Source organism: Kosakonia sp. CFBP8986 (assembly GCF_034044935.1).
In the GTDB taxonomy this organism is placed as follows: Bacteria; Pseudomonadota; Gammaproteobacteria; order Enterobacterales; family Enterobacteriaceae; genus Kosakonia; species Kosakonia cowanii.
On the sequence record NZ_JAXCXB010000004.1, the window covers coordinates 481,322 to 507,777 of the forward strand.

At 56.2% G+C, this 26,456-nt stretch carries 25 protein-coding genes; 15 read left to right on the top strand and 10 right to left on the bottom strand.

The window, feature by feature from the left end:
* Nucleotides 1-7: 7 nt before the first annotated feature.
* The gene (mlaF, locus tag SOM48_RS11880) at nucleotides 8-820 is read right to left on the bottom strand and encodes a phospholipid ABC transporter ATP-binding protein MlaF (protein WP_054802970.1); all 813 of its coding nucleotides are present in this window, start codon (nucleotides 818-820) and stop codon (nucleotides 8-10) included.
* Nucleotides 821-1,050: 230 nt separating this feature from the next.
* Here mlaF and SOM48_RS11885 point away from each other — a divergent pair, with 230 nt between their 5' ends.
* From SOM48_RS11885 to npr, 11 genes are all read left to right on the top strand, one after another.
* Nucleotides 1,051-2,025: a calcium/sodium antiporter gene (locus SOM48_RS11885; RefSeq protein ID WP_042713876.1), complete on the top strand. Its 975-nt coding sequence runs from the start codon at nucleotides 1,051-1,053 to the stop codon at nucleotides 2,023-2,025.
* Between the two features lie 13 nt (nucleotides 2,026-2,038).
* Nucleotides 2,039-3,025 carry an arabinose-5-phosphate isomerase KdsD gene (gene kdsD / locus SOM48_RS11890; RefSeq protein ID WP_023481006.1) on the top strand — a complete coding sequence of 329 codons (987 nt, stop codon included), beginning with the start codon at nucleotides 2,039-2,041 and terminating at the stop codon, nucleotides 3,023-3,025.
* 14 nt (nucleotides 3,026-3,039) lie between these two features.
* Complete coding sequence (kdsC, locus tag SOM48_RS11895) at nucleotides 3,040-3,606, top strand: 3-deoxy-manno-octulosonate-8-phosphatase KdsC (protein ID WP_023480796.1); 567 nt, start codon at nucleotides 3,040-3,042, stop codon at nucleotides 3,604-3,606.
* On the top strand, nucleotides 3,603-4,178 hold the full coding sequence (gene lptC, locus SOM48_RS11900) for an LPS export ABC transporter periplasmic protein LptC (protein WP_042713872.1): 576 nt from the start codon (nucleotides 3,603-3,605) through the stop codon (nucleotides 4,176-4,178). Before kdsC ends, lptC begins: the two co-directional genes overlap by 4 nt.
* Complete coding sequence (gene lptA / locus SOM48_RS11905) at nucleotides 4,147-4,707, top strand: lipopolysaccharide ABC transporter substrate-binding protein LptA (protein ID WP_042713870.1); 561 nt, start codon at nucleotides 4,147-4,149, stop codon at nucleotides 4,705-4,707. The genes lptC and lptA overlap by 32 nt, the downstream gene beginning before the upstream one ends.
* Nucleotides 4,708-4,713: 6 nt before the next feature.
* Nucleotides 4,714-5,439, top strand: coding sequence for an LPS export ABC transporter ATP-binding protein (gene lptB / locus SOM48_RS11910; RefSeq protein ID WP_076769257.1), 726 nt, complete (start codon nucleotides 4,714-4,716; stop codon nucleotides 5,437-5,439).
* A gap of 48 nt (nucleotides 5,440-5,487) precedes the next feature.
* Complete coding sequence (gene rpoN / locus SOM48_RS11915) at nucleotides 5,488-6,921, top strand: RNA polymerase factor sigma-54 (RefSeq protein WP_034813638.1); 1,434 nt, start codon at nucleotides 5,488-5,490, stop codon at nucleotides 6,919-6,921.
* 22 nt (nucleotides 6,922-6,943) lie between these two features.
* Nucleotides 6,944-7,231: a ribosome hibernation promoting factor gene (hpf, locus tag SOM48_RS11920; RefSeq protein ID WP_054802969.1), complete on the top strand. Its 288-nt coding sequence runs from the start codon at nucleotides 6,944-6,946 to the stop codon at nucleotides 7,229-7,231.
* 80 nt (nucleotides 7,232-7,311) lie between these two features.
* Nucleotides 7,312-7,803, top strand: coding sequence for a PTS IIA-like nitrogen regulatory protein PtsN (gene ptsN, locus SOM48_RS11925; RefSeq protein ID WP_023480947.1), 492 nt, complete (start codon nucleotides 7,312-7,314; stop codon nucleotides 7,801-7,803).
* A 45-nt stretch (nucleotides 7,804-7,848) separates the two neighbouring features.
* Nucleotides 7,849-8,703 (top strand): RNase adapter RapZ, encoded by an 855-nt coding sequence (gene rapZ / locus SOM48_RS11930; RefSeq protein WP_023480906.1) that lies wholly within the window; start codon nucleotides 7,849-7,851, stop codon nucleotides 8,701-8,703.
* On the top strand, nucleotides 8,700-8,972 hold the full coding sequence (npr, locus tag SOM48_RS11935) for a PTS phosphocarrier protein NPr (protein WP_023481048.1): 273 nt from the start codon (nucleotides 8,700-8,702) through the stop codon (nucleotides 8,970-8,972). Before rapZ ends, npr begins: the two co-directional genes overlap by 4 nt.
* Here npr and mtgA read toward each other — a convergent pair whose 3' ends face one another.
* From mtgA to mnmL, 4 genes are all read right to left on the bottom strand, one after another.
* Complete coding sequence (mtgA, locus tag SOM48_RS11940; RefSeq protein ID WP_054802968.1) at nucleotides 8,973-9,704, bottom strand: monofunctional biosynthetic peptidoglycan transglycosylase; 732 nt, start codon at nucleotides 9,702-9,704, stop codon at nucleotides 8,973-8,975. It lies immediately after the preceding gene.
* Nucleotides 9,701-10,354 (bottom strand): isoprenoid biosynthesis glyoxalase ElbB, encoded by a 654-nt coding sequence (gene elbB / locus SOM48_RS11945; RefSeq protein ID WP_094422264.1) that lies wholly within the window; start codon nucleotides 10,352-10,354, stop codon nucleotides 9,701-9,703. The genes mtgA and elbB overlap by 4 nt, the downstream gene beginning before the upstream one ends.
* Before the next feature lie 230 nt (nucleotides 10,355-10,584).
* Nucleotides 10,585-12,921 (bottom strand): aerobic respiration two-component sensor histidine kinase ArcB, encoded by a 2,337-nt coding sequence (gene arcB, locus SOM48_RS11950; protein WP_042715680.1) that lies wholly within the window; start codon nucleotides 12,919-12,921, stop codon nucleotides 10,585-10,587.
* Between the two features lie 100 nt (nucleotides 12,922-13,021).
* The gene (gene mnmL, locus SOM48_RS11955) at nucleotides 13,022-13,948 is read right to left on the bottom strand and encodes a tRNA modification radical SAM protein MnmL/YtqA (RefSeq protein ID WP_128482028.1); all 927 of its coding nucleotides are present in this window, start codon (nucleotides 13,946-13,948) and stop codon (nucleotides 13,022-13,024) included.
* Between the two features lie 668 nt (nucleotides 13,949-14,616).
* Between mnmL and gltB the strand changes: the two genes are divergently transcribed.
* Nucleotides 14,617-19,077, top strand: coding sequence for a glutamate synthase large subunit (gene gltB / locus SOM48_RS11960; RefSeq protein ID WP_320512009.1), 4,461 nt, complete (start codon nucleotides 14,617-14,619; stop codon nucleotides 19,075-19,077).
* Nucleotides 19,078-19,086: 9 nt separating this feature from the next.
* A complete protein-coding gene (locus SOM48_RS11965) occupies nucleotides 19,087-20,505 on the top strand; it encodes a glutamate synthase small subunit (protein WP_124967172.1) in 1,419 nt (472 codons plus the stop codon).
* 92 nt (nucleotides 20,506-20,597) lie between these two features.
* Here SOM48_RS11965 and sspB read toward each other — a convergent pair whose 3' ends face one another.
* From sspB to zapE, 5 genes are all read right to left on the bottom strand, one after another.
* Nucleotides 20,598-21,101: a ClpXP protease specificity-enhancing factor gene (gene sspB / locus SOM48_RS11970; RefSeq protein WP_023481029.1), complete on the bottom strand. Its 504-nt coding sequence runs from the start codon at nucleotides 21,099-21,101 to the stop codon at nucleotides 20,598-20,600.
* Nucleotides 21,102-21,103: 2 nt separating this feature from the next.
* Nucleotides 21,104-21,742, bottom strand: a complete 639-nt coding sequence (sspA, locus tag SOM48_RS11975; protein WP_023480809.1) for a stringent starvation protein SspA — start codon at nucleotides 21,740-21,742, stop codon at nucleotides 21,104-21,106.
* 309 nt (nucleotides 21,743-22,051) lie between these two features.
* A complete protein-coding gene (gene rpsI / locus SOM48_RS11980; protein WP_023480836.1) occupies nucleotides 22,052-22,444 on the bottom strand; it encodes a 30S ribosomal protein S9 in 393 nt (130 codons plus the stop codon).
* 15 nt (nucleotides 22,445-22,459) lie between these two features.
* The gene (gene rplM, locus SOM48_RS11985; RefSeq protein ID WP_023480976.1) at nucleotides 22,460-22,888 is read right to left on the bottom strand and encodes a 50S ribosomal protein L13; all 429 of its coding nucleotides are present in this window, start codon (nucleotides 22,886-22,888) and stop codon (nucleotides 22,460-22,462) included.
* 248 nt (nucleotides 22,889-23,136) lie between these two features.
* Nucleotides 23,137-24,264 carry a cell division protein ZapE gene (gene zapE, locus SOM48_RS11990; RefSeq protein WP_139966852.1) on the bottom strand — a complete coding sequence of 376 codons (1,128 nt, stop codon included), beginning with the start codon at nucleotides 24,262-24,264 and terminating at the stop codon, nucleotides 23,137-23,139.
* A 189-nt stretch (nucleotides 24,265-24,453) separates the two neighbouring features.
* Between zapE and zapG the strand changes: the two genes are divergently transcribed.
* The gene (gene zapG, locus SOM48_RS11995; protein ID WP_042715830.1) at nucleotides 24,454-24,852 is read left to right on the top strand and encodes a Z-ring associated protein ZapG; all 399 of its coding nucleotides are present in this window, start codon (nucleotides 24,454-24,456) and stop codon (nucleotides 24,850-24,852) included.
* Between the two features lie 171 nt (nucleotides 24,853-25,023).
* Entirely contained in the window at nucleotides 25,024-26,394 is a 1,371-nt protein-coding gene (degQ, locus tag SOM48_RS12000; RefSeq protein ID WP_076769259.1) for a serine endoprotease DegQ, read from the top strand.
* The last annotated feature ends 62 nt before the right edge of the window (nucleotides 26,395-26,456 follow it).

Below are 26,456 nucleotides of genomic sequence, written 5' to 3' on the forward strand. Positions count from 1 at the left end.
GAGTGTATTAACTCCCTGTTTCTAAAAGATCGCGCTGGTAATCACCAGCAGGATAGCGGAACGGAACCGGCCCGTCGGCGATGCCATCAAGGAACTGACGGACGCGAGGATCGCTATTATCCTGCAGCCCCTGCGCGCTGCCGTGGGCGACAATTTTCCGGTCCGCCACAATATAGGCGTAATCCGCGATGCTCAACACCTCCGGCACATCATGGGAAACAACGATACAGGTGACGCCCAGCGCGTTATTCAGCTCAGAGATAAGCTTCACCAGCACCCCCATGGTTATGGGATCCTGGCCAACGAAAGGCTCATCAAACATGATCAGATCCGGTTCCAGCGCAATCGCGCGCGCCAGCGCCGCACGCCGCGCCATACCACCAGAGAGCTCGGAGGGCATCAATTTTGCCGCACCGCGCAGCCCGACCGCTTCGAGCTTCATCATCACCGTGCTGTGCAATAGCGCCGGTGGCAAAGTGGTATGTTCGCGCAGCGGATAGGCGACGTTATCGAACACATTCATATCGGTGAAGAGTGCGCCGGACTGAAAGAGCATGCTCATTCTTTTGCGCACGGTGAAGAGGCGCGAACGCGACATTGCCGGCACGTTTTCGCCATCAAATAAGATTTCGCCGCTATCGGGCGGGATCTGCCCGCCAATCAGGCGCAGTAAGGTGGTTTTACCGATCCCTGACGGCCCCATAATGGCGGTGATTTTCCCGCGCGGCACGGTCAGTGAAATATTGTCGAAGATCGGGCGGCTACCTCGGGAGAAGCTGACGCCACGAACATCGACCAAATTCGCCACTGTCTGGCTCATTTCCTCTTCCTTATCACCCTGTGGGCTGCAAGCATTACGCTTGATATCATCACGAACCCAGCATTTTTACAGAATATTACCCGCCCAAGTTAGCGAAAGCTGGCATTTGTTTTACTTTTGAGCCGCATAAAGTCAAAATTAGGAATCATTACGCTACGCGGAAGTTCCGGTTTTAACCCGGTATAGCGGCCTGCGAAACGGCGAAATTATACCTGAAGAAAGGACGTTAGATGCTCTTAGCGACGGCGCTATTGATAATTGGTTTACTTCTTGTGGTCTACAGTGCCGATCGTCTGGTGTTTGCCGCCTCCATTCTTTGCCGCGCTCTTGGTATTCCGCCATTAATTATTGGCATGACGGTGGTCAGTATTGGCACCTCGTTGCCGGAAATCATCACCTCTGTCGCCGCCTCGCTGCATGGCCAGCTCGATCTCGCTATCGGCACCGCCATCGGATCGAACATCACCAATATCCTGCTGATCCTCGGCGTTGCCGCGCTATTACACCCTTTTACCGTGCATTCCGATATTCTGCGCCGTGAATTGCCGTTAACCTTAGTAGCTAGCCTGCTGGCGGGCGTCGTACTGTATGATGGGCGGCTTACGCCCATAGACGGCATCTTTTTACTGTTATTAGCCGTGCTATGGCTGGTGTTCATTGTTAAAATCGCCCGTCTGGCCGAACGCCAGGGTAATGATAGCCTGACGCGCGAGCAGCTGGCCGAGCTGCCGCGAGAGGGAAGTGTGTCGGTTGCCTGCCTCTGGCTGGGCGTCGCGCTGATTATCATGCCGATGGCGACACGCATGGTGGTGGATAACGCCACGGTGGTGGCGAACTTCTTCGCTATCAGCGAACTGACTATCGGCCTGACGGTTATCGCCATCGGTACCGGCCTTCCTGAGCTTGCCACCGCCATCGCGGGCGCGCGCAAAGGGGAAGACGATATCGCCATCGGCAACCTTATCGGCTCCAACATTTTTAATATCGCGATCGTGCTTGGCTTGCCGGCACTGATTGCGCCAGGCAGCTTTAACCCGATGGCGTTCACGCGCGATTACGGGGTAATGGTGCTGGTCAGCGCCCTTTTCGCGCTGATCTGCTGGCGACGCAAGCAGATCAGTCGTGCTGTCGGGGGGCTGTTGTTCGGTGGGTTTATCATATGGCTGGCGATGCTCTACTGGCTGTCGCCGCTTTTGACGGGATAATCGGATACGCACTATGTCGCAAATAGATTTGCAGCCGGGTTTTGACTTTCAACAAGCCGGCAAAGAAGTTCTGGCGATTGAACGTGAAGGCCTCGCACAGCTGGATCAGTACATTAATGAAGATTTCACCCGCGCATGCGAAAGCATCGCTTATTGTGCTGGCAAAGTCGTAGTGATGGGCATGGGCAAATCGGGCCATATCGGCCGGAAAATGGCGGCAACCTTCGCCAGCACCGGCACGCCCGCCTTTTTCGTCCACCCCGGCGAAGCCGCGCACGGCGACCTGGGTATGGTCAGCCCGCAGGATGTCGTGATTGCGCTGTCGAACTCCGGTGAGTCCAATGAGATCCTCGCGCTCATCCCGGTGCTGAAGCGCCTCAAGGTCGCGCTGATTTGCATGACCAGCCGCCCTGAGAGCAGCATGGCGCGCGCGGCGGATATCCATTTATGCGTAAAAGTGCCGAAAGAGGCCTGCCCGCTGGGGCTGGCGCCGACCTCCAGCACCACCGCAGCGCTGGTAATGGGCGATGCGCTGGCCGTGGCGCTGCTGAAAGCGCGCGGCTTTACCGCCGAAGATTTTGCCCTCTCCCATCCGGGCGGCGCGCTGGGCCGCAAACTGCTGCTGCGTGTGAATGACATCATGCACACCGGGGATGAGATCCCGCACGTCAGCAAAGAAGCCAGCCTGCGTGATGCGTTACTGGAGATCACGCGTAAGAATTTAGGTATGACGGTGATCTGCGACGATCTGATGAAGATCGAAGGTATCTTTACCGATGGTGACCTGCGTCGCGTGTTTGATATGGGCGCCGATGTGCGCAGCCTTGGCATCGCCGATGTGATGACGCCAGGCGGTGTGCGCGTGCGGCCCAATACGCTGGCAGTCGATGCCCTTAACCTGATGCAATCCCGTCACATTACCTGCGTACTGGTTGCCGATGGTGAGCAGTTACTGGGTGTGTTACATATGCATGACTTACTGCGCGCGGGCGTGGTGTAAAGAAGGACATAAGAATGAGTAATGCTGGCGCGTCGCTTGCTACCTGCTATGGGCCGGTAAGCACGCAAGTCATGGAGAAAGCCGCGAAGATTCGCCTGCTGATCCTCGATGTGGATGGCGTGCTGTCCGACGGGCTCATCTATATGGGCAATAATGGTGAAGAGCTAAAAGCGTTCAATGTTCGCGACGGTTATGGCATTCGCAGCGCCCTCACCTCCGGTATCGAGATGGCGATCATTACCGGGCGTAACGCTAAACTGGTAGAAGATCGCTGCGAAACGCTGGGCATCACCCATCTCTACCAGGGGCAATCAGACAAAATGATCGCCTATCGGGAGCTGCTCGCCCGCCTTGATTTGACGGCGGATCAGGTCGCCTATATCGGCGACGATTTGATTGACTGGCCGGTGATGGCGGAGATTGGCCTGAGCGTGGCCGTTGCAGATGCGCACCCGCTGCTCAGCGCGCGCGCCGATTACGTGACGCGGATTAACGGCGGTCGCGGCGCGGTGCGTGAAGTGTGTGACTTACTGCTGCTGGCACAGGGCAAGCTGGATGAAGCCAAAGGGCAATCAATATGAGTAAAACCAGACGTTGGGTCATTATTCTGCTGGCGCTGGTCGCACTGGTTCTGATTGGTATTAACTTCACCACTCAGGATGCGCCGGAACAGAGCGCAGCGAACAATTCCGATCCGACTTATAAAAGCCAACATACGGATACTGTCGTTTACAGCCCGGAAGGCGCGCTGAACTATCGTCTGATCGCGCAGAATGTGGAGTACTACTCCGCCGATAGCGTTAGCTGGTTTGCCAAACCGGTGTTAACCACCTTCGATGAGAACAAAGTTCCGACCTGGTCTATCAAGTCGGATAAAGCAAAGCTCACCGACGACAAAATGCTTTACCTCTATGGACATGTCGAAGTTAACGCGCTGACTGCGGACGCACAATTACGCAGAATCACCACGGATAACGCCCGGATCAACCTGGTCACCCAGGATGTTTTCTCAGACGATCAGGTTACGTTATACGGAACAACATTTAATTCCACCGGCCTGAAAATGCGCGGCAATTTACGCAGCAAAAACGCCGAGCTGATTGAAAAGGTTAGAAGCTCCTATGAAATTCAAAACAAACAAACGCAGCCTTAATCTTCTCCTGGCGAGTACGCTCTTCGCTGCCGCGCTTCCGGCGCTCGCTGTGACCGGGGATACCGACCAGCCGATCCACATCGACTCCGATCAGCAGTCGCTGGATATGCAGGGGAATGTTGTCACCTTCACCGGCAATGTCGTCGTGACGCAGGGGACGATTAAGATCAACGCCGATAAGGTGGTGGTCACCCGTCCGGGCGGCCAGCAAGGCAGAGAGATCATCGACGGTTACGGCAATCCGGCCACTTTCTACCAGATGCAAGACAACGGCAAGCCGGTTAAAGGCCACGCCTCGCAGATGCACTACGAACTGGAAAAAGATTTCGTCATCCTGACCGGCAACGCCTATCTCGAGCAGTTGGACAGCAATATTGCTGGTGACAAAATCACCTACCTGGTGAAAGAGCAGAAGATGCAGGCGTTCAGCGACAAAGGTAAGCGCGTGACTACTGTGCTGGTACCGTCGCAGTTACAGGACAAGAGCAATAAATCCGCCCCGGCCCCGGCGCAAAAGAAGAGTAACTAATCCGTTATGGCAACATTAACTGCAAAGAATCTCGCCAAGGCTTATAAAGGCCGTCGCGTGGTCGAAGACGTCAGTCTGACCGTTAACTCCGGTGAAATCGTCGGCTTGCTTGGCCCTAACGGCGCAGGGAAAACCACCACCTTCTATATGGTGGTCGGGATTGTTGCGCGCGATGCCGGCAACATCATTATTGATGATGAAGATATCAGCCTGTTGCCGCTGCATGCGCGCGCGCGTCGCGGCATCGGCTATTTACCGCAGGAAGCCTCGATCTTCCGTCGCCTCAGCGTCTATGACAACCTGATGGCAGTGCTGCAGATTCGTGACGATCTCACCACGGAACAGCGTGAAGATCGCGCCAACGAGCTGATGGAAGAGTTCCATATCGATCACCTGCGCGACAGCATGGGCCAGGCGCTCTCCGGCGGTGAACGTCGCCGCGTCGAGATTGCCCGCGCGCTGGCGGCAAACCCGAAATTTATCCTGCTCGATGAACCCTTTGCGGGCGTTGACCCAATCTCGGTTATCGACATCAAACGCATTATCGAGCATCTGCGTGACAGCGGGCTTGGGGTGCTGATTACCGACCATAACGTGCGCGAAACGCTGGCCGTATGTGAGCGCGCCTATATTGTCAGCCAGGGGCATCTCATCGCCCACGGCACGCCGCAGCAAATCCTTGAAGACGAACATGTTAAGCGCGTATATCTTGGGGAAGACTTCAGACTCTGATAGGGTAAGGTTTATTGACATTTTTTGTCGGAGAGTGCTGCTCTGAATATGAAGCAAGGTTTGCAACTACGGCTTAGCCAACAGCTAGCCATGACGCCGCAACTGCAACAGGCCATTCGCCTTTTGCAGTTGTCCACGTTGGAACTTCAGCAGGAACTTCAGCAGGCGCTGGAGAGCAACCCACTGCTGGAACAAACCGATCTTCACGAAGAAGTGGATAGCGAACAGGTTCAGGAAAAAGATGGCCTGGACACCGCGGATGCACTCGAACAGAAAGAGATGCCTGACGAACTGCCGCTGGATGCCAGCTGGGATGAGATCTATACCGCCGGCACGCCGTCAGGCAGCAGTAACGATTACATTGATGATGAACTGCCGATCTATCAGGGCGAAACCACCCAGTCGCTACAGGATTACCTGATGTGGCAGGTTGAGCTGACCCCCTTCTCCGATACGGATCGCGCCATTGCGACCTCGATCGTTGATGCCGTGGACGAAACTGGCTATCTCACCGTGACGCTTGAGGAGATCCTCGAGAGCATGGGGAACGACGAGATCGGCATGGATGAAGTCGAAGCGGTGCTAAAGCGCGTTCAGCGTTTTGATCCCGTTGGCGTTGCGGCGCGCGATCTGCGCGACTGCCTGCTGGTTCAGCTCTCCCAGTTCGCCAAAGCGACACCGTGGTGTGAAGAGGCCCGGCTTATTATCTGCGATCATCTCGATCTGCTGGCCAATCATGACTTCCGCTCGCTGATGCGCGTGACGCGCCTGAAAGAGGATGTGCTGAAAGAGGCGGTCAATCTGATCCAGTCCCTCGATCCGCGTCCCGGGCAGTCGATCCAGACCAGCGAGCCGGAGTATGTGATCCCCGATGTGCTGGTGCGCAAACACAACGGCCGCTGGACGGTGGAGCTTAACGCCGACAGCATTCCGCGTCTTAAGATCAACCAGCAATATGCAGCGATGGGCAGCGGCGGGCGTAACGACGCCGATACACAGTTCATTCGCAGTAATTTGCAGGAAGCGAAGTGGTTGATCAAAAGCCTGGAGAGCCGCAATGACACGCTGCTGCGCGTCAGCCGCTGCATCGTCGAGCAGCAGCAGGCGTTCTTTGAGCAGGGCGAAGAATTTATGAAACCGATGGTGCTGGCGGATATCGCCCAGGCCGTCGAGATGCACGAGTCCACTATCTCTCGTGTTACGACCCAGAAGTACCTGCACAGTCCTCGCGGCATTTTTGAACTGAAGTATTTCTTCTCCAGCCATGTGAATACCGAAGGCGGCGGCGAAGCCTCCTCCACGGCCATCCGCGCACTGGTGAAGAAGTTGATCGCCGCTGAAAACCCTGCAAAACCGCTGAGCGACAGTAAGCTGACGACGCTGCTTTCCAATCAGGGAATCATGGTCGCGCGGCGAACCGTTGCGAAGTATCGAGAATCTTTATCCATTCCGCCGTCTAACCAGCGTAAACAGCTGGTGTGACCCAACCGATAAGGAAGACACTATGCAGCTAAACATCACCGGACAAAACGTTGAGATTACCGATGCCCTGCGCGAGTTTTTAAACAGCAAATTCGCCAAGCTGGAGCACTATTTCGACAGGATTAATCAGGTTTATGTTGTGTTGAAAGTGGAAAAGGTGACGCACATTTCAGATGCCACGCTGCATGTGAATGGAGGCGAACTGCATGCCAGTGCGGAAGGACAAGATATGTATGCTGCTATTGACGGTTTAATTGATAAACTGGCGCGGCAGCTCACGAAGCATAAAGATAAACTGAAACAACACTAATTGTCCGGGCGTCCGTCTGGCGCGTTGCACCCGACCGCAACCCGGTTGGGTGCTGGCTCCGGCGTCGCTTAGGTGAAATTATGATGAATAACGATTCGGCTCTTCAACTGAGCACAGTGCTTAACCAGGAATGTACCCGTAGCGGCGTTCACTGCCAGAGTAAAAAACGCGCGCTGGAAATTATCAGCGAGCTGGCGGCGAAACAGTTAGGTCTGCCGCCGCAGGTGGTCTTCGAAGCGGTTCTTACGCGTGAAAAAATGGGCAGTACCGGCATTGGTAACGGTATCGCCATTCCCCACGGCAAGCTCGAGGAAGATACACTGCGCGCCGTCGGCGTGTTTGTGCAACTCGAAACGCCGATTGCCTTCGACGCTATCGATAATCAACCCGTCGATCTGCTCTTTGCCCTGCTGGTGCCGGCAGATCAAACCAAAACGCATCTGCACACCCTTTCGCTGGTCGCCAAACGGCTGGCAGATAAAACCATTTGTCGACGCCTGCGCGGCGCGCAGAGTGATGAAGAGCTCTATGAGATCATCACGCAGACAGAAGGCGAGCGCGGCGATGCGTAACCGGGAAAGACTCTTTTTGTCAGTCGTTCTGAGGAGAAATGACCCATGGTCCTGATGATCGTCAGTGGTCGTTCGGGTTCAGGGAAATCCGTGGCGCTACGCGCACTGGAAGATATGGGTTTCTACTGTGTTGATAACCTGCCGGTTGTGCTGTTGCCGGAACTGGCGCAAACCCTCGCCGATCGCCAGATCTCTGCCGCCGTCAGTATCGATGTGCGCAACATGCCGGAGTCGCCGGAGATCTTTGAGCAGGCGATGAGCAACCTGCCGGAGGCGTTTTCGCCGCAGCTGCTCTTTTTAGATGCGGATCGCAACACCCTGATCCGCCGCTACAGCGACACGCGCCGCCTGCACCCGCTCTCAAGCAAAAACCTGTCGCTGGAGAGCGCCATCGATGAAGAGAGCAATCTGCTTGAGCCGCTGCGTTCGCGTGCCGATCTGATTGTTGATACCTCAGAGATGTCGGTGCATGAGCTGGCAGAGATGCTGCGCACGCGTCTGCTGGGCAAACGCGAGCGCGAACTGACCATGGTCTTCGAATCCTTCGGCTTCAAGCACGGCATTCCAATCGATGCCGATTACGTCTTTGACGTGCGCTTCCTGCCGAACCCGCACTGGGATCCGAAGCTGCGCCCGATGACCGGCCTTGATAAGCCCGTCGCCGCATTCCTCGACAGGCATACCGAAGTACATAACTTCATCTACCAGACGCGCAGTTACCTCGAGCTGTGGTTGCCGATGCTGGAGACCAACAACCGTAGCTACCTGACGGTTGCCATCGGCTGTACCGGGGGTAAACACCGCTCTGTTTATATCGCCGAACAGCTGGCGGACTACTTCCGCTCGCGCGGCAAAAACGTGCAGTCCCGTCACCGTACGCTGGAAAAACGCAAAACATGACCGTAAAACAAACCGTTGAGATCACCAATAAGCTGGGCATGCACGCGCGCCCGGCGATGAAACTGTTTGAACTGGTGCAGGGCTTTGACGCGGAAGTGCTGCTGCGTAATGAAGAGGGAACCGAAGCGGAAGCCAGCAGCGTGATCGCTCTGCTGATGCTGGATTCCGCCAAAGGCCGACAGATTGAAGTCGAAGCCAGCGGCCCTCAGGAAGAGGAAGCGCTGGCCGCGGTGGTGGCGCTGTTTATCGCCGGGTTCGACGAAGAGTAATCAGTGCAGGTTGTTACTCTGCAAAAAGCCTTCGCCACCCAGCTGTTGCATCTGGCGCATGATCCACGCCTGACGGTTACGCACATAACCTGAAGGCGCTGCCGCTTTATAACGAATCGGGTTCGGCAGCACCGCCGCCAGCAGCGCGGCTTCCGACATCGTCAGCCGGCTCGCGGGTTTATGAAAATAGCGCTGCGACGCCTCTTCCACACCAAATATGCCGTCACCAAACTCCGCAATATTCAGATAGACCGTCAGGATGCGCCGTTTCGTCCATACCGCTTCCGTTGTTACCGTCAGCCCCGCCTCCAGCCCTTTTCGCAGCCAGCTTTTACCGTCCCACAAAAAGAGGTTTTTCACCGTCTGTTGCGACAGTGTCGAGGCGCCGCGAATGCGGTTCTCATGCTTTTCATTATGTGAGAGCGCTTTTTCGATCGCCTCCACATCTAATCCCCAGTGATCGGGGAAGCGCTGATCTTCAGCGGCAACCACCGCCAGCGCCATCCACGGTGAGATCTCATCCATGCTGACCCAATCCGAGTGGGCGACATAGCTAAAATCCCCCGTCAGCCACGCGCTCAGTTGCCGCTCAACCATCACTGCGGAAAACGGCACGGGTAAGAAGCTGAAAAGCAGAATACCGCCGCCCCAGAAGGCCACCAGCACTAACAGAACACGCAGAAGAAGACGTTTTAGCGCGGCCTTCAGCTTACCGCCTCCGCCTCGCTTCATTCGCACAATACCAGCACGCGCGTCACCAGCTTCTCAATTCCTGTTGCCGCCTGGGCAATATCTTCCGCCAGCATATAAGCCGGTGTGGTCACCACTTTGTTCTCTTCATCGACAACAATATCGTCCACCGGACACGGCACGTGCTCCGCGCCCATCTCTTCCAAAACTTCGGCAGTGTCGACATCGGTTCCGATAGTGAGACGCAGCGGGAAGTCGAAAATCTTCGGTAGCGTCGCCGGCGCAATGCACATAAAACCGAGCGGTTTTCCAGCCTCGTGCATCGCCAGCGCGAGGCTTTTCAGATCACTATCCACTTCGCAGTCGCCGCCGAGGCTGGCAAAGCTGCTGAGGTTTTTCGCCGCGCCAAAGCCGCCGGGGACAATCAGCGCATCCAGATCGTTTACTGATGCCTGCGCCAGTGGCGCGATCTTGCCGCGAGTAATGCGGGCGGCCTCAACCAGCACGTTGCGGCTTTCCGCCATGCTTTCGCCGGTGAGGTGATTGATGACATCACTTTGCGCTTTATCGGGCGCAAAACAGACGGCCTCTGCACCGTTGCGGGCAAGCGCCAGCAGGGTAATTACCGCTTCGTGGATCTCGGAACCGTCATACACACCAGACCCACTAAGAACAACGCCGACTCTTTTCATGCCAAACATCCTTTCTGCGAATTGCGGTCAATAACTAAAAATTTTGATAAGGAAGCCTTGCTTCACACATTTCACTGATTGCTGTAACAAATCATTTAAGATTTGCTATCTTATGTGCGTGTGGTCGAATTTTAATAGACTGCGCCCTTGCAATTAAAACCAAAAATTACGGCGCAGCCACGGTTTCCCTGGTGTTGGCGCAGTATTCGCGCACCCCGGTTAATCCGGGGTCATTTTTTTGCAGCGTCTGCCACCCAGGCTTTGAGCACGGCGACATCATTGCGCCACTCCTGCTTCATCTCTTCCACCCATTCGCCGACATTATCCCACCAGGCGGGAAGATCCGGGGACTGGATCTGCTGGCCTAACTGCTGCAGATGGCGCAGGCCGACGGATCCGGCAGCGCCCTTAATTTTGTGCCCCTCTTCAACAATCCCTTTCTGGTCGCGCGCGGTGAGGTTCGACTCCAGCACGCTCAGGTAGCCCGGCATCATCTTCTCAAACACCGCCAGCCCATCGGTAATCAGCTTCGGCCCAACCAGTTCGAGATACTGCTCAAGCATGGCGGTATCCAGCAGAGTTTGCGCTTTGTCGTTGTCTATCGTTGCCACCTGTTCCTCCTCCTCATCTCCGGCGTCCCAAAACTTTTTGATCATTGCCGTTAATGCCGGCACTGCCAGCGGTTTGCTTAAAACATCATCCATGCCGGCATCCAGATACTCCTGCTTATCTTTCAGCACGTTTGCGGTCAGCGCCACCAGCGGCGGCAGTTCGTCGCGCGAATAGCGGCTGGTGAGCGCGCGCGAAATATCCAGCCCGGTCATATCCGGCAGCTGAATATCGAGCAGCACCAGGTCATATTCGCCCGGCGCAAACATCTCCAGCGCCTCACCGCCGGTCATCGCCACATCGACGCTGTTACCAAGTTTCTCCAGCACCGAGCGCGCGACAATCACGTTGAGTTCGATATCTTCTACCAGCAGCACATGTAGCGCCGGTAAAGGCATCTCATCCTCTTCGAAAGCGTCGTCAACCTCCTCCGCCACCGCAGGGGCATGGACGGTCAACGTAAAGAGCGAGCCGCTGCCAGGCTGGCTGCTGACGGTGATATCGCCGCCCATGCTTTTCGCCAGACGGCGCGAGACCGCAAGCCCGATGCCGGTACCGGTGGCCGGTTTGCCGCCGTGGCTATCCTTCACCTGATAATACATGGCGAAGATTTTGTCCTGCTCATCGCGCGGAATCCCGATCCCGGAGTCCTGCACTTCGAAGTGGAGGATCTCACCTTCGTCATAGCGCACACGCACCGTCACCTGCCCTTCGCGGGTAAATTTCACGGCGTTGCTGATCAGGTTCCAGAGGATCTGCCGCAAACGGGTGCCGTCGGTGATCACCTGGTGTGGCAGCGGCAGCGTCGGCTCCAGCTCGAAGCGCAGCCCTTTTTGATGCGCCTGCAGCCCGGAGAGGTTCTCCAGATCCGCAAGGAAGCTGGTGAAGTCGAGTGGCTGGTTATCGAGCTGTACTTTGCGTCGCTCCATCTTATCCATATCGATAATATCGTTGAAGATATTGCCCAGCGTCACCGCAGAGACATGGATCGTTTTGAGGTATTTTTCCTGTTCAGGCGCGAGGTCGGTATCAAGCAGGATGCGGCTTAAACCGACGATGCCGTTAAGCGGCGTACGCAGTTCGTGGCTGATGGTAGAGATAAAGGTGGTCTTGTCCCGGCTGGCACGCTCCAGCGCGTCCTGATAGCGCTTACGCTCGGTAATATCGCGCCCGAAGCCCATCAGCCCGTGGCGTTTACCGACGCGGTCATAATAGGGAACTTTGCGGATTTCGAAGCAGGCTTTGCGCCCGTCGGGGTAATCGAGCCACTGCTCATAGGTGAGCGAGACATTGTGACGAAACACTTTCTCGTCGGTCTCAATCACTTTTTGCGCCGCTTCCGGCGAGTAAACATCCTGCGGTTTGAGGTGAATCAGCTGCTTTTCGCTTTTGCCGGTCAGCAGCTCCATAGCGCGGTTGCAGCCAGAAAACTCTTTATCTTCATTGCGATAGAAGACAAGGTCGGGGGAAGCATCAAGGAAAGAGCGCAAAAAAGAGGATTGCTGTTCGAGCTGGATCTGCGTCTGCTCGCGCTCCTGCATCTCAATCTTCAGCCGCTCAAACGTTGCCTGTCGCTCCGCTTCGGCTTTTTCGCGATCGCTGATCTCCTGATTAAGCTGCATGATGTTGTCTTTAAGCTTCACGTTGAGCTTAAGATCGCGCTCGCGCATCTCTTCCAGCTTCTCTACCAGCCGCGATAAGCGCTGGCGTGACTCCTCAAGTTGCTCAACCACTACCGATAAGAAGTAGACCGCCCAGGGGGTGATCAGCAGACCAAAGAAGATAGAGCGGATCACGTCAATACGCTCAACCTGCCCCTGCAACACCATCGTGACCGCCATTTGCACCACAATGGCCAGCACCACCAGCGCCAGCGCCAACAGCATGGAAAAGCGCACCAGACCCAGCTTCATCATTAGGTCGACGTAATATTGCGCCAGTAAACGGATTTGCTTCATAGCGTTTTCCTTAAACAAGTCCGCTCAATAATACTCAATTCTGAGCAAGGCGTTGAAGCTTGTGCGAAAAATGCGGCAATAATGTGTGGTTGACCCAGGTTCAGGCGGGTGGTGTCCAGCAGCGACCGAGCGCCGAGCCCTGGCCGCCGTGTGCATTAAGGTAGGTATTAATTTCGACCATGCCGGTCCAGCGGTTTTCGCACCACAGCGGCGCCAGCAGGGTCGGACGACGAGCGCTTGCAGAAACGCGGTGGTAGATGATCTCTGGCGGCGTGTGGCGGATCATCTCGCCCGCAATGGCGGTGTACTCCTCAAGCCCGATGGCGTTAAGGCGCCCCGCTTCCCAGGCTTTTGCCATAATGCTGCCTTTCACAATATGCAGTGGGTGCAGCTTGATGCCGTCGACGCCAGTTTCGACCACGCGCTCAAGCGTCGCCATGCAATCCGGCAGCCGCTCGCCCGGCAGGCCAGCAATCAGATGGGTACAGACCTTCAGGCCGCGTTCGCGGGCGAGCCGCGTGGTGTTTTGATAGCAGGCGAAATCGTGGCCGCGATTGATGCGGTGCAGGGTTTTATCGTGCGCGGTTTGTAACCCCAGCTCCAGCCACACCTCAAAGCCCTGCTGGCGGTATTCACACAGCAGATCCAGCACCGCGTCCGGCACACAGTCGGGACGCGTTCCGACACACAACCCAACCATATTGGCCTGGCTCAGCGCCTGCTGGTACATCTCGCGCAGCACCTGCACTTCCGCCCATGTGCTGGTATAGGCCTGAAAATAGGCAAGATAGCGCCGGGCGCGGTTAACGCGCTGCGCCTGTTCGGCAAGCTGCACCGCAATTGAACGGTACTGCTGCGCCTCATCGGCAAAAGAGGCGACGTTGCAGAAAGTACAGCCGCCGCGGCCCAGCGTGCCATCGCGGTTTGGGCAGCTAAAGCCGCCGTGCAGGGTCAGCTTATGAACTTTTTCGCCATAGCGTCGGGCAAGATCCCCACCAAACATATTGACTAATTTCTGTAACTGCATAATCTGAAAGGCCGCCCAAATCAAAGGGCGTAGCCTGCCACTATTAGCTTTCATCGGCGATGACCTGGATCAATCGCCCGGGAAGGCTTTATCCATTGCATAATCAGTCAACATAACCGCTATTTCATTCACCCTCCGGGTGATTACTTTTCCTTATGCTGAAAGGTAAATTTGCAGAAATAGGTCTCCATCTCAAAAACAGTGGGATTATGCGGCGCCAGCCACACAAGCAGGATAATAATCTGCTAATAAAAGTCAGGTCAGAACAGAAGAGCGGAAACAGCGCATAACTATAGTGAGTCAGATCACACTCTCCCCCTGCAATATGCAACCATAACTGAATGTAAAACTGATTAAACATCCTTTTAAATCAATTGGATGAATAGCTGTTAGCACATTTTTGGATAAATAAGCTCGGCATTTGACCTGTGTGCGGATTCCCGATAAGTTGGAAATCCGCTGGAAGCTTTCTGGATGAGCAGTCTGCTCATCATATTTATGCAGTAATTGAGATTCCCTCTTAAGCAAGTCCTCAACACTTGTGAATCGATGCGAAAAGGAAATAGAAGAGGGCGACATACGAGGCCATTGCCCCGTCGCCATGCTCTTTCTGCGCCTGTGCGTAACGATCGGGAGGGCTCTCGCAGAGCCTGGGGAGGTTCACTGATATGTTGTACGATAAATCTCTTGAGAGAGATAACTGTGGTTTCGGCCTGATCGCCCACATAGAAGGCGAACCTAGCCACAAGGTAGTGCGTACCGCTATTCACGCACTGGCCCGCATGCAGCACCGCGGCGCGATCCTTGCCGATGGTAAAACCGGCGACGGTTGCGGCCTGCTGTTGCAAAAACCTGACCGTTTCTTCCGCATCGTCGCCGAAGAGCGCGGCTGGCGCTTAGCCAAAAACTACGCCGTCGGCATGCTATTCCTCAATCAGGATCCGGAAAAAGCGGCTGCATCGCGTCGTGTTGTAGAAGAAGAACTTCAGCGTGAGACTCTCTCGCTCGTTGGCTGGCGCGACGTGCCGACCAACGAAGGCGTACTCGGTGAAATCGCCCTCTCCTCACTGCCTCGTATTGAGCAAGTTTTCGTTAACGCCCCGGCCGGCTGGCGTCCGCGCGATATGGAGCGCCGTCTCTTTATTGCCCGTCGCCGCATTGAAAAGCGTTTACAGGAGGATAAAGAGTTCTACGTCTGTAGCCTCTCTAACCTCGTCAACATCTATAAAGGTCTCTGTATGCCGGCGGATCTGCCGCGCTTCTACCTGGACCTGGCGGATCTGCGTCTGGAATCGGCCATCTGCCTGTTCCACCAGCGCTTCTCCACCAACACCGTGCCGCGCTGGCCGCTGGCGCAGCCTTTCCGCTACCTGGCGCACAACGGTGAAATCAACACCATTACCGGTAACCGCCAGTGGGCGCGCGCGCGTACCTACAAATTCCAGACGCCGCTGATCCCCGATCTGCATGATGCTGCGCCGTTCGTCAACGAAACTGGCTCTGACTCCAGTTCAATGGATAACATGCTGGAGTTGCTGTTAGCGGGCGGGATGGATATTGTGCGCGCCATGCGTCTCCTGGTGCCGCCAGCCTGGCAGAACAACCCGGAGATGGATCCGGATCTGCGCAGCTTCTTCGACTTTAACTCCATGCATATGGAGCCGTGGGACGGCCCGGCGGGCATCGTCATGTCCGATGGGCGCTTTGCCGCCTGTAACCTCGACCGTAACGGTCTGCGTCCGGCGCGCTACGTCATCACCAAAGATAAGCTCATCACCTGCGCTTCTGAAGTGGGCATCTGGGATTATCAGCCGGATGAAGTGGTTGAGAAAGGCCGCGTCGGGCCAGGCGAACTGATGGTTATCGATACCCGCGGCGGGCGCATCCTGCACTCTGCCGAGACCGATGACGATCTGAAAAGCCGCCACCCGTATAAAGAGTGGATGGAGAAAAACGTCCGTCGCCTGGTGCCGTTTGAAGATCTCTCCGACGACGAAGTCGGCATCCGCGAGATGGATGACGATCTGCTCACCAGCTACCAGAAGCAGTTTAACTACAGCTTTGAAGAGCTGGACTCGGTGATCCGCGTGCTGGGCGAGAACGGCCAGGAAGCGGTCGGCTCGATGGGCGATGATACGCCGTTCGCCGTGCTCTCCAGCCAGCCGCGCATCATTTATGACTACTTCCGCCAGCAGTTTGCGCAGGTCACCAACCCGCCTATCGATCCACTGCGCGAAGCGCATGTGATGTCGCTGGCGACCAGCATCGGCCGTGAAATGAACGTCTTCTGCGAAGCGGAAGGCCAGGCGCACCGTCTGAGCTTCAAATCGCCGATTCTGCTCTACTCCGATTTCAAACAGCTCACCACCATGACCGAGGAGCACTATCGCGCGGATACGCTCGATATTACCTTCGACGCCACGGCAACGACGCTGGAAGAGACCATTAAAGCGCTGTGCGACAAAGCGGAAGCGATGGTGCGTGCCGGTACCGTTCTGCTGGTGCTCTCCGATCGCAATATTGCCAAAAACCGCCTGCCGGTTCCGGCACCGATGGCAGTGGGTGCAATTCAGGCACGCCTGGTGGATAAGAATCTGCGCTGCGACGCCAACATCATTGTTGAAACCGCCAGCGCCCGCGATCCGCACCACTTTGCGGTGCTGCTGGGCTTCGGCGCGACGGCGATCTACCCCTACCTGGCGTATGAAACGCTGGCGAAGCTTATCGACAGCAAAGCGATTGAGAAAGATTACCGCACGGTGATGCTGAACTACCGCAACGGCATCAACAAAGGGCTGTACAAGATCATGTCCAAAATGGGCATCTCGACTATCGCTTCTTACCGCTGCTCAAAACTGTTTGAAGCGGTTGGCCTGCACGATGATGTCACAGCGCTCTGCTTCCAGGGCGTGGTCAGCCGTATCGGCGGCGCCAGCTTCCCGGACTTCCAGCAGGATCTGTTGAACCTCTCCAAACGTGCCTGGCTGGCGCGCAAACCGCTGGAGCAAGGCGGCTTGCTGAAGTACGTTCACGGCGGTGAATACCATGCCTATAACCCGGACGTGGTGCGCACGCTGCAAAAAGCGGTTGAGAGCGGCGACTACAGCGACTATCAGCAGTATGCGAAGCTGGTTAACGAGCGTCCGGCGGCAACGCTGCGCGATCTGCTGGCCATTACGCCGGGCAGTGACGCGGTAAGTCTTAACGACGTTGAACCGGCGACGGAGCTGTTTAAACGCTTCGATACGGCGGCGATGTCTATCGGCGCGCTCAGCCCGGAAGCACACGAAGCGCTGGCGGAAGCGATGAACAGCCTCGGCGGCTTCTCCAACTCCGGCGAAGGCGGCGAAGATCCGGCGCGCTACGGCACCAACAAAGTGTCGCGTATCAAGCAGGTTGCTTCCGGTCGCTTTGGCGTAACCCCAGCCTACCTGGTGAACGCCGATGTTATCCAGATTAAAGTGGCGCAGGGCGCGAAGCCGGGCGAAGGCGGTCAGTTGCCGGGTGATAAAGTGACCCCGTACATCGCCAAATTGCGTTACTCCGTGCCGGGCGTGACGCTGATTTCGCCGCCGCCGCACCACGATATCTACTCGATCGAGGATCTGGCGCAGCTGATTTTCGACCTGAAACAGGTCAACCCGAAGGCGCTGATCTCCGTCAAACTGGTTTCCGAACCGGGCGTCGGCACCATCGCGACCGGCGTGGCGAAAGCCTATGCCGATCTGATCACCATTGCCGGTTACGACGGCGGTACCGGCGCAAGCCCGCTCTCCTCCGTAAAATATGCGGGCTGCCCGTGGGAGCTTGGCCTGGTGGAAACCCAGCAGGCGCTGGTGGCGAACGGTCTGCGTCATAAGATTCGCTTGCAGGTCGATGGTGGTCTGAAAACTGGCCAGGACATTATCAAAGCGGCGATTCTGGGTGCAGAGAGCTTCGGTTTCGGTACCGGCCCGATGGTGGCGCTGGGCTGTAAATACCTGCGTATTTGTCACCTCAACAACTGCGCAACCGGTGTTGCAACCCAGGATGAGAAGCTGCGTAAGAATCACTACCACGGCCTGCCGTTCAAAGTGACCAACTACTTTGAATTTATCGCCCGTGAAACCCGCGAGCTGATGGCGCAGCTGGGCGTGAAACGCCTGGTGGATCTGATTGGCCGCACCGATTTGCTGAAAGAGCTTGATGGCTTTACCGCGCGTCAGCAGAAGCTGGATCTCTCCAAACTGCTGGAGACCGCTGAACCGCATGCCGGCAAAGCGCTCTACTGCACCGAGAGCAACCCGCCGTTCGACAATGGCGTGCTGAATGCCCAGCTGTTGCAGCAGGCGAAACCGTTTGTTGATGAGCGCCAGAGCAAAACCTTCTGGTTTGATATCCGCAACACTGACCGCTCGGTTGGCGCGCTGCTCTCTGGTTATATCGCCCAGACGCATGGCGATCAGGGTCTGGCATCGGATCCGGTTAAAGCCTACTTCAGCGGTACCGCAGGCCAGAGCTTTGGCGTCTGGAACGCGGGCGGCGTTGAGCTTTACCTCACCGGCGATGCCAACGACTATGTCGGTAAAGGCATGGCGGGCGGTCTGCTGGCGGTACGTCCTCCGGTCGGTTCGGCGTTCCGTAGCCACGAAGCGAGCATTATCGGTAACACCTGCCTCTATGGCGCAACCGGCGGTCGCCTGTATGCCGCAGGCCGCGCGGGCGAGCGTTTCGCCGTGCGTAACTCCGGTGCGATCACCGTGGTTGAAGGCATTGGTGATAACGGCTGTGAATATATGACGGGCGGTATCGTCTGCGTACTCGGCAAAACCGGCGTCAACTTTGGCGCGGGCATGACCGGCGGCTTCGCCTACGTGCTGGATGAAGATGGCGAGTTCCGTAAGCGCGTGAACCCGGAGCTGGTGGAAGTGCTGAGCGTCGACGATCTGGCGATCCACGAAGAGCATCTGCGCGGTTTGATTACCGAGCATGTGCAGCACACCGGTTCGCAGCGCGGTGAAGAGATGCTGGCCAACTGGCCGACGTTTGCCGCCAAATTTGCCCTGGTTAAGCCGAAGTCCAGCGATGTGAAAGCGCTGTTGGGTCACCGTAGTCGTAGCGCGGCAGAGTTGCGCGTGCAGGCGCAGTAAGGAATTGAGATGAGTCAGAACGTTTACCAATTTATCGACTTACAGCGTGTCGATCCGGCAAAGAAACCGCTGAAGCTGCGTAAGATTGCCTTTGTCGAGATCTACGAGCCCTTCTCGGAAGGGCAAGCGAAAGCGCAGGCTGACCGCTGTCTCGCCTGCGGCAACCCCTACTGCGAGTGGAAGTGCCCGGTTCATAACTACATTCCGAACTGGCTGAAGCTGGCAAATGAAGGGCGTATTTTTGAGGCGGCAGAACTGTCGCATCAGACCAATACCCTGCCGGAAGTGTGCGGGCGTGTCTGCCCGCAGGATCGCCTGTGTGAAGGCTCCTGTACGCTAAACGACGAGTTCGGCGCGGTGACTATCGGCAATATCGAGCGCTATATCAACGATAAAGCCTTCGAGATGGGCTGGCGTCCCGATTTGACCGGCGTGAAGCAGACCGACAAACGCGTGGCGATTATCGGCGCGGGCCCGGCTGGTCTGGCGTGCGCGGATGTGCTGACCCGTAACGGCGTGAAAGCGGTGGTCTATGACCGTCACCCGGAGATTGGCGGCCTGCTGACCTTCGGTATTCCGGCCTTCAAGCTGGAAAAAGAGGTGATGACGCGTCGCCGTGAGATCTTTACCGGCATGGGCATTGAGTTCCAGCTCAACACCGAAGTGGGCCGCGATGTGCAGATTGACGATCTGCTGAAAGAGTACGACGCCGTGTTCCTCGGCGTCGGCACCTATCAGTCGATGCGTGGTGGTCTCGAAAACGAAGATGCGCAGGGCGTGTTTGATGCGCTGCCGTTCCTGATTGCCAATACCAAGCAGATCATGGGCTATGGCGAAACGCCGTCAGAACCCTATATCAGTATGGAAGGCAAACGCGTTGTGGTGCTGGGCGGTGGCGATACCGCGATGGACTGCGTGCGTACCTCGGTGCGCCAGGGGGCAACTCACGTAATCTGCGCCTATCGTCGTGACGAAGAGAACATGCCTGGCTCACGCCGCGAAGTGAAAAACGCGCGTGAAGAGGGCGTTGAGTTCCAGTTCAACGTACAGCCGCTGGGAATTGAAGTGAATGCCAACGGTAAAGTGAGCGGCGTGAAGATGGCGCGCACCGAAATGGGTGCACCGGATGAGAAAGGCCGTCGCCGCGCCGAGATCGTTGCCGGCTCTGAACACGTTGTTCCGGCTGATGCGGTGGTAATGGCGTTTGGTTTCCGTCCACACAGCATGGAGTGGCTGGCGAAGCACAGCGTTGAGCTCGATTCGCAGGGCCGCGTGATTGCCCCGGAAGGGAGCGATAACGCGTTCCAGACCAGCAACCCGAAAATCTTCGCCGGTGGCGATATCGTTCGCGGTTCCGACCTGGTCGTGACAGCGATTGCCGAAGGGCGTAAAGCCGCGGACGGCATCCTCAACTATCTCGAAGTGTGATCTTGCGAAAACGATGAAAAGGAGGCTGCGGCCTCCTTTTTTATATTCTGCGGGCAATAAAAAAGCAGAACCGGGGTTCTGCTTTTCTCAGGTTATTTCACCACACGCAGCGATGGACGCCCACCGCGCGGCGGCGGATCGTCATCCGGATCGTTATCCTGATCCACTGCATGATCGGGTTTATCACCGTCGATAACCGACATCACCGTCTCGTTCTCCTGCTCGGGCATCTCACCATCATCGTTGAGACTGACGAGCTCTTCGTCGTAGGCGGTTTCTGGCTCAAACATGGTGCCGGCACCGTTTTCACGGGCATAAACGGCCAGTACGGCAGCCATCGGCACTTCTACCTGACGCGGCACACCGCCGAAACGCGCGTTGAAGCGCACTTCGTCGTTGCCCAGCTCCAGGTTGCCCACCGCACGCGGTGCGATGTTTAATACGATCTGGCCGTCACGCGCATACTCCATCGGCACGCGTACGCCCGGCAACGTCACATCAACAACCAGATGCGGCGTCAGCTGGTTATCCAGCAGCCATTCGTAAAAGGCCCGCAGTAAATACGGGCGGCGTGGAGACAGTTGCGACAAATCCATGATTAACCCCGACCAAGGCGCATTTCGCGCTCGGCTTCTGTCAGAGAGGCAAGGAAAGAATCACGTTCGAAGACGCGCGTCATGTACCCTTTCAGCTCTTTCGCGCCTGTGCCGCTCAGCTCGATGCCCAGTACCGGCAGACGCCACAGCAGCGGCGCGAGGTAGCAGTCAACCAGGCTGAATTCGTCATTCAGGAAGTAAGGCTTCTGGGTAAACAGCGGGCCAATCGCCAGCAGCTCTTCACGCAGCTGTTTACGGGCGGCATCGGCCTGCGCACCGCTGTTGTTCTCGATGACGTTCATCAGCGAGTACCAGTCTTTCTCGATGCGGTGCATGTAGAGACGGCTTTCACCGCGCGCCACCGGATAAACCGGCATTAATGGCGGGTGCGGAAAACGCTCGTCCAGATATTCCATAATGATGCGTGATTCCCACAGGGTGAGTTCACGATCTACAAGTGTCGGTACGCTTTGACTCGGGTTGAGGTCAATCAGATCCTGAGGAGGATTATCCTTTTCCACGTGCTCAATTTCAAAGCTGACACCCTTCTCGGCCAGCACGATGCGGACCTGATGACTATAGATGTCCACAGGACCAGAAAACAGCGTCATTACCGAACGTTTGTTGGCAGCGACAGCCATGAAAACCTCCAGGTATATTCAGAAATACTGCTACCGGACTTAATCGACCGGTCAGATGTTAGTTAGCTACCCGCGCGCACTGTCTCTCTTGTTCAAAAAACAAACAAAAAACGAACAATCCCAGCCATTTGGGCAGAAAATTGGATGATAGTTTACCAGATTTTGCGCGCTTTGTGGTGAGGGGATTCCGGAAATGCTGAAAAAGAGGAGATAAGCGATTGATTGCTGTGGATAACACAATTTTTATCCATAAAAAAACCCGGCTTGCACCGGGTTTTTCGCCAATCGTTCTGCCGAAGCAGAGGACAATTAACGTTTGGAGAACTGCGGACGACGACGTGCTTTACGCAGACCGACTTTCTTACGTTCAACCTGACGAGCGTCACGAGTAACGAAGCCAGCTTTACGCAGTTCAGCGCGCAGGGACTCGTCGTACTCCATCAGAGCGCGGGTGATACCGTGACGGATCGCACCAGCCTGACCGGAGATACCACCACCTTTAACGGTGATGTACAGGTCCAATTTCTCAACCATGTCGACCAGTTCCAGCGGCTGACGAACTACCATGCGGGCAGTTTCACGACCAAAGTACTGTTCCAGCGAACGCTGGTTGATTACGATTTTACCGTTGCCCGGTTTGATAAACACGCGAGCGGCGGAGCTTTTGCGGCGACCAGTGCCGTAGTATTGATTTTCAGCCATTGCCTATAATCCCGATTAGATGTCAAGAACTTGCGGTTGCTGTGCCGCGTGGTTGTGCTCGTTGCCAGCGTAAACTTTCAGTTTACGGTACATAGCACGACCCAGCGGGCCTTTTGGCAGCATGCCTTTAACCGCGATTTCAATCACACGCTCAGGACGGCGGGCAATCATCTCTTCAAAGGTCGCTTGTTTGATACCACCGATGTGGCCAGTGTGGTGGTAATACACTTTATCTTCACGCTTGTTGCCGGTTACAGCAACTTTCTCAGCGTTCAGAACGATGATGTAATCACCAGTATCAACGTGCGGAGTGTATTCCGCTTTGTGCTTACCGCGCAGGCGACGAGCCAGTTCGGTAGCCAGACGACCCAGAGTTTTACCGGTCGCGTCAACAACATACCAGTCGCGTTTTACGGTTTCTGGTTTAGCTGTAAAAGTTTTCATTAAAAGCTTACCCAAATAATTAGTTTCACGTTGGTGAACACCCAAACGTTTGTCAGTTGAGGTTCACACGACAAAGTCCGGCAAACCTACCCCTTCGAATAGCCTATGCCGGCGCATAGAAAGTTTTGGGGAAAAAAAACTTTCCCGTAACGTGGGGTCGCAGGATTATAGAGAAGTCGGGGTCAAAGATCGACCCCTTTTCGTCTTTTGCTGTTCGATTTCTGCGCCTGGTGGCAATGAAAAAAGGATTACGGCATATGCTCGCGTTTCAGGTACTCCTCGCTCTGCATCTCCTGCAGGCGCGATAAACAGCGCTGAAACTCAAACTTCACCCGCTCGCCCTGATAAATCTCATGCAGCGGCGCGGCGGCGCTCACCACCAGCTTCACGTGGCGCTCATAAAATTCATCCACCAGCGCAATAAAGCGGCGCGCCTCGTTCTCCATCAGCCGGGTCATCACCGGCACCTCAAACAGCATCACGGTGTGGAAAAGGCGCGACAGCGCGATGTAATCATGCTGGCTGCGCGCATCAACACATAATGTAGCGAAGGAGACGGCTAAGGTTTGATTCTCCGCGCCGAGCGTTGCCAGCGGTCGATGGTTAATCTCCAGCTCCGGCGCATGGCTGCGCGGTGCGCCTGCCAGCGCCAGCCACAGCTTATCCATCTGCTGCGCGGTCTCTTCACCAAGCGGCGACAGCCACAGATGCGCCTGGGTCAGCGTGCGTAAGCGGTAATCGATGCCGGCGTCGACATTCATCACATCACAAAACTGTTTGATCGCCTCAATGGCGGGCAGAAAACGGGCGCGTTGCAGACCGTTGCGATAGAGCTCGTCCGGGGGAATGTTCGATGTCGCCACCAGCGTAATGCCGCGCGCGAAGAGCGCCTTCATTAATCCGCCAAGCAGCATCGCATCGGTGATATCGGAAACGAAAAACTCGTCGAAACAGAGAACGTCGGTTTGCGCCTTAAAACGGTCGGCGACAATCTCCAGCGGATCGCTCTGCCCTTGCAGCGAGGTTAACTCTTCATGCACACGCAGCATAAAGCGGTGAAAGTGCAGCCGCTGTTTACGCTCGCCCGGCAGGCTGTGATAGAAGAGATCCATCAGCCAGGTTTTGCCTCGCCCGACGCCGCCCCACATATAGAGGCCGCGCACCGGTTCGCGCGATGCGCTGTCGCGTTTGCCCAGCAGTTTGCTGAATTTCGCCATCAGGCCTCCGCTCTGCTGTGCGGCGGGCTCCTGTTCGGCAATCAACTGTTGATAAATCGTATCCAGCCGGGTGACAGCTTCTTTTTGCACATCGTCCGGCTGATGGCTACCCTCTTTCAGGGCAGTAAGATATCGCGATGTCGGGGAAAGGCTTTGCATGGTGTTATTGTTGTTCCTTGAAAATCGATCCGCCCCCACAGGGTTGACGAAAAAAAGGCCGCTCTACACTACGCGATGCAGCGTCAGGATTCCACTTCTGCACCTTTAGCGGTTATAGTGGCACTCTCCGGCGCAGGCAAGAAGCTTGCAGCCCACCCCCTACGGAATCGAACAACAATGGGAGAAGTCATGACCTGGGAATACGCGCTAATTGGGTTAGTTGTCGGCATTATTATTGGTGCCGTGGGCATGCGTTTCGGAAACCGGAAATTGCGTCAACAGCAGGCCTTGCAGTATGAACTGGAAAAAAACAAAGCAGATCTGGAAGAGTACCGCGAAGAGCTGGTGAGCCACTTTGCCCGCAGCGCTGAACTTCTGGACAACATGGCGGACGACTATCGTCAGCTCTATCAGCATATGGCGAAGAGCTCCTCCAGCCTGCTGCCGGAAATGTCTGCGGAAGAGAATCCGTTCCGCAACCGTCTGTCAGAGTCTGAAGCGAATAACGATCAGGCCCCGGTACAGATCCCGCGTGACTACTCTGAAGGCGCATCGGGTCTGCTGCGCGGTCGCGCCAATCGCAAATAAGGCATCTCACTCTCCTTATTTATACGGGCGCGTCCCCCGCGCCCGTCGCAACTTCCCCATTCCAGCTATCATTTAGTCATTCTTCGCATTGTTACCCGGTTGAAATTTCAATAACATCACTCTGTTTTGGGCATCAATCCTTCCACTTCAGGTTACTGAGAGCCAGCATCGATGAAGAAACAAACCCAGCTGTTGAGTGCAATCGCGTTAAGTGTCGGCTTATCTCTCTCGGCACCGTTGGCAACGGCGGCGATGCCGTCACAGGTGCCTGGCCAGGGGGCGTTACCCAGTCTTGCGCCGGTTCTTGAAAAAGTGCTTCCCGCCGTGGTCAGCGTGCAGGTTGAAGGCACAGCAGTCCAGGGCCAGAAGGTCCCGGAAGAGCTAAAAAAATTCTTCGGTGAAGAAGCGCCTGACCAGCCGCAACAGCCGCAGCCGTTTGAAGGGCTGGGCTCCGGAGTGATTATTGATGCCGCAAAGGGCTACGTCCTGACCAATAATCACGTCATCAACCAGGCGCAAAAAATCAGCGTGCAGCTTAATGATGGCCGTGAATTCGACGCCAAACTGATCGGCGGCGATGACCAGAGCGACATCGCACTGCTGCAGCTGCAAAACCCCAGCAACCTGACGCAAATCGCCATTGCGGACTCCGATAAGCTGCGCGTCGGTGACTTTGTCGTCGCGGTTGGTAACCCGTTTGGCCTCGGACAGACCGCAACGTCCGGGATTGTCTCGGCGCTCGGTCGCAGCGGCCTTAACCTCGAAGGTCTGGAGAACTTTATCCAGACCGATGCCTCGATTAACCGCGGCAACTCCGGCGGCGCGCTGCTCAATCTTAACGGCGAGCTGATCGGCATTAACACCGCCATCCTCGCTCCCGGCGGCGGCAGCGTCGGTATCGGCTTTGCTATCCCCAGCAATATGGCGCAAACCCTCTCTCACCAGCTGATTCAGTTTGGTGAGATTAAGCGCGGCCTGCTCGGCATTAAAGGTACGGAGATGAGCGCGGATATCGCCAAAGCCTTTAATCTGAATGTGCAGCGTGGGGCGTTTGTCAGCGAAGTGCTGCCCAACTCCGGCTCGGCGAAAGCGGGAATTAAATCCGGGGATGTGATTGTCAGCCTCAACGGTAAGGCCCTGAACAGCTTCGCGGAGCTGCGCTCGCGCATCGCCACCACTGAACCGGGCGCGAAAGTGAAGCTTGGGCTGCTGCGAGACGGTAAACCGCTCGACGTTGAAGTGACGCTGGATAAGAGCACCTCCGCTTCCGCCAGCGCAGAGCTGATCTCCCCGGCATTGCAGGGCGCAGAGTTGAGCGACGGGCAGCTGAAGGATGGCACCAAAGGCATCCGGGTCGGTGAAGTTGAGAAAGGCAGTTCGGCGGCACAGGCCGGCTTGCATAAAGATGATGTGATCATCGGCGTTAACCGCGCCCGCGTGCAGTCCATCGCCGAGATGCGCAAAGTGCTGGAGACCAAGCCGTCGATAATGGCACTGCACATTGTGCGGGGTAACGACAGCATCTATCTGCTGCTGCGTTAACCCTTTCCTCGTCCGGGCATCACCGCTGCGTGTGATGTCCGGATAACTCATGGTATGCTGCT

Excerpts from the sequence above, each read along its gene's own strand:
- rpsI (WP_023480836.1), bottom strand. The coding sequence starts at position 22,444 with ATGGCTGAAAATCAATACTACGGCACTGGTCGCCGCAAAAGCTCCGCC.
- arcB (WP_042715680.1), bottom strand. The coding sequence starts at position 12,921 with ATGAAGCAAATCCGTTTACTGGCGCAATATTACGTCGACCTAATGATG.
- zapG (WP_042715830.1), top strand. The coding sequence starts at position 24,454 with ATGACCTGGGAATACGCGCTAATTGGGTTAGTTGTCGGCATTATTATT.
- ptsN (WP_023480947.1), top strand. The coding sequence starts at position 7,312 with ATGATGAATAACGATTCGGCTCTTCAACTGAGCACAGTGCTTAACCAG.
- rplM (WP_023480976.1), bottom strand. The coding sequence starts at position 22,888 with ATGAAAACTTTTACAGCTAAACCAGAAACCGTAAAACGCGACTGGTAT.
- kdsC (WP_023480796.1), top strand. The coding sequence starts at position 3,040 with ATGAGTAATGCTGGCGCGTCGCTTGCTACCTGCTATGGGCCGGTAAGC.
- rapZ (WP_023480906.1), top strand. The coding sequence starts at position 7,849 with ATGGTCCTGATGATCGTCAGTGGTCGTTCGGGTTCAGGGAAATCCGTG.
- mnmL (WP_128482028.1), bottom strand. The coding sequence starts at position 13,948 with ATGCAGTTACAGAAATTAGTCAATATGTTTGGTGGGGATCTTGCCCGA.
- rpoN (WP_034813638.1), top strand. The coding sequence starts at position 5,488 with ATGAAGCAAGGTTTGCAACTACGGCTTAGCCAACAGCTAGCCATGACG.
- npr (WP_023481048.1), top strand. The coding sequence starts at position 8,700 with ATGACCGTAAAACAAACCGTTGAGATCACCAATAAGCTGGGCATGCAC.
- SOM48_RS11965 (WP_124967172.1), top strand. The coding sequence starts at position 19,087 with ATGAGTCAGAACGTTTACCAATTTATCGACTTACAGCGTGTCGATCCG.
- zapE (WP_139966852.1), bottom strand. The coding sequence starts at position 24,264 with ATGCAAAGCCTTTCCCCGACATCGCGATATCTTACTGCCCTGAAAGAG.
- degQ (WP_076769259.1), top strand. The coding sequence starts at position 25,024 with ATGAAGAAACAAACCCAGCTGTTGAGTGCAATCGCGTTAAGTGTCGGC.
- sspB (WP_023481029.1), bottom strand. The coding sequence starts at position 21,101 with ATGGATTTGTCGCAACTGTCTCCACGCCGCCCGTATTTACTGCGGGCC.
- mtgA (WP_054802968.1), bottom strand. The coding sequence starts at position 9,704 with ATGAAGCGAGGCGGAGGCGGTAAGCTGAAGGCCGCGCTAAAACGTCTT.
- gltB (WP_320512009.1), top strand. The coding sequence starts at position 14,617 with ATGTTGTACGATAAATCTCTTGAGAGAGATAACTGTGGTTTCGGCCTG.
- elbB (WP_094422264.1), bottom strand. The coding sequence starts at position 10,354 with ATGAAAAGAGTCGGCGTTGTTCTTAGTGGGTCTGGTGTGTATGACGGT.
- mlaF (WP_054802970.1), bottom strand. The coding sequence starts at position 820 with ATGAGCCAGACAGTGGCGAATTTGGTCGATGTTCGTGGCGTCAGCTTC.
- sspA (WP_023480809.1), bottom strand. The coding sequence starts at position 21,742 with ATGGCTGTCGCTGCCAACAAACGTTCGGTAATGACGCTGTTTTCTGGT.
- lptB (WP_076769257.1), top strand. The coding sequence starts at position 4,714 with ATGGCAACATTAACTGCAAAGAATCTCGCCAAGGCTTATAAAGGCCGT.
- lptA (WP_042713870.1), top strand. The coding sequence starts at position 4,147 with ATGAAATTCAAAACAAACAAACGCAGCCTTAATCTTCTCCTGGCGAGT.
- lptC (WP_042713872.1), top strand. The coding sequence starts at position 3,603 with ATGAGTAAAACCAGACGTTGGGTCATTATTCTGCTGGCGCTGGTCGCA.
- kdsD (WP_023481006.1), top strand. The coding sequence starts at position 2,039 with ATGTCGCAAATAGATTTGCAGCCGGGTTTTGACTTTCAACAAGCCGGC.
- hpf (WP_054802969.1), top strand. The coding sequence starts at position 6,944 with ATGCAGCTAAACATCACCGGACAAAACGTTGAGATTACCGATGCCCTG.
- SOM48_RS11885 (WP_042713876.1), top strand. The coding sequence starts at position 1,051 with ATGCTCTTAGCGACGGCGCTATTGATAATTGGTTTACTTCTTGTGGTC.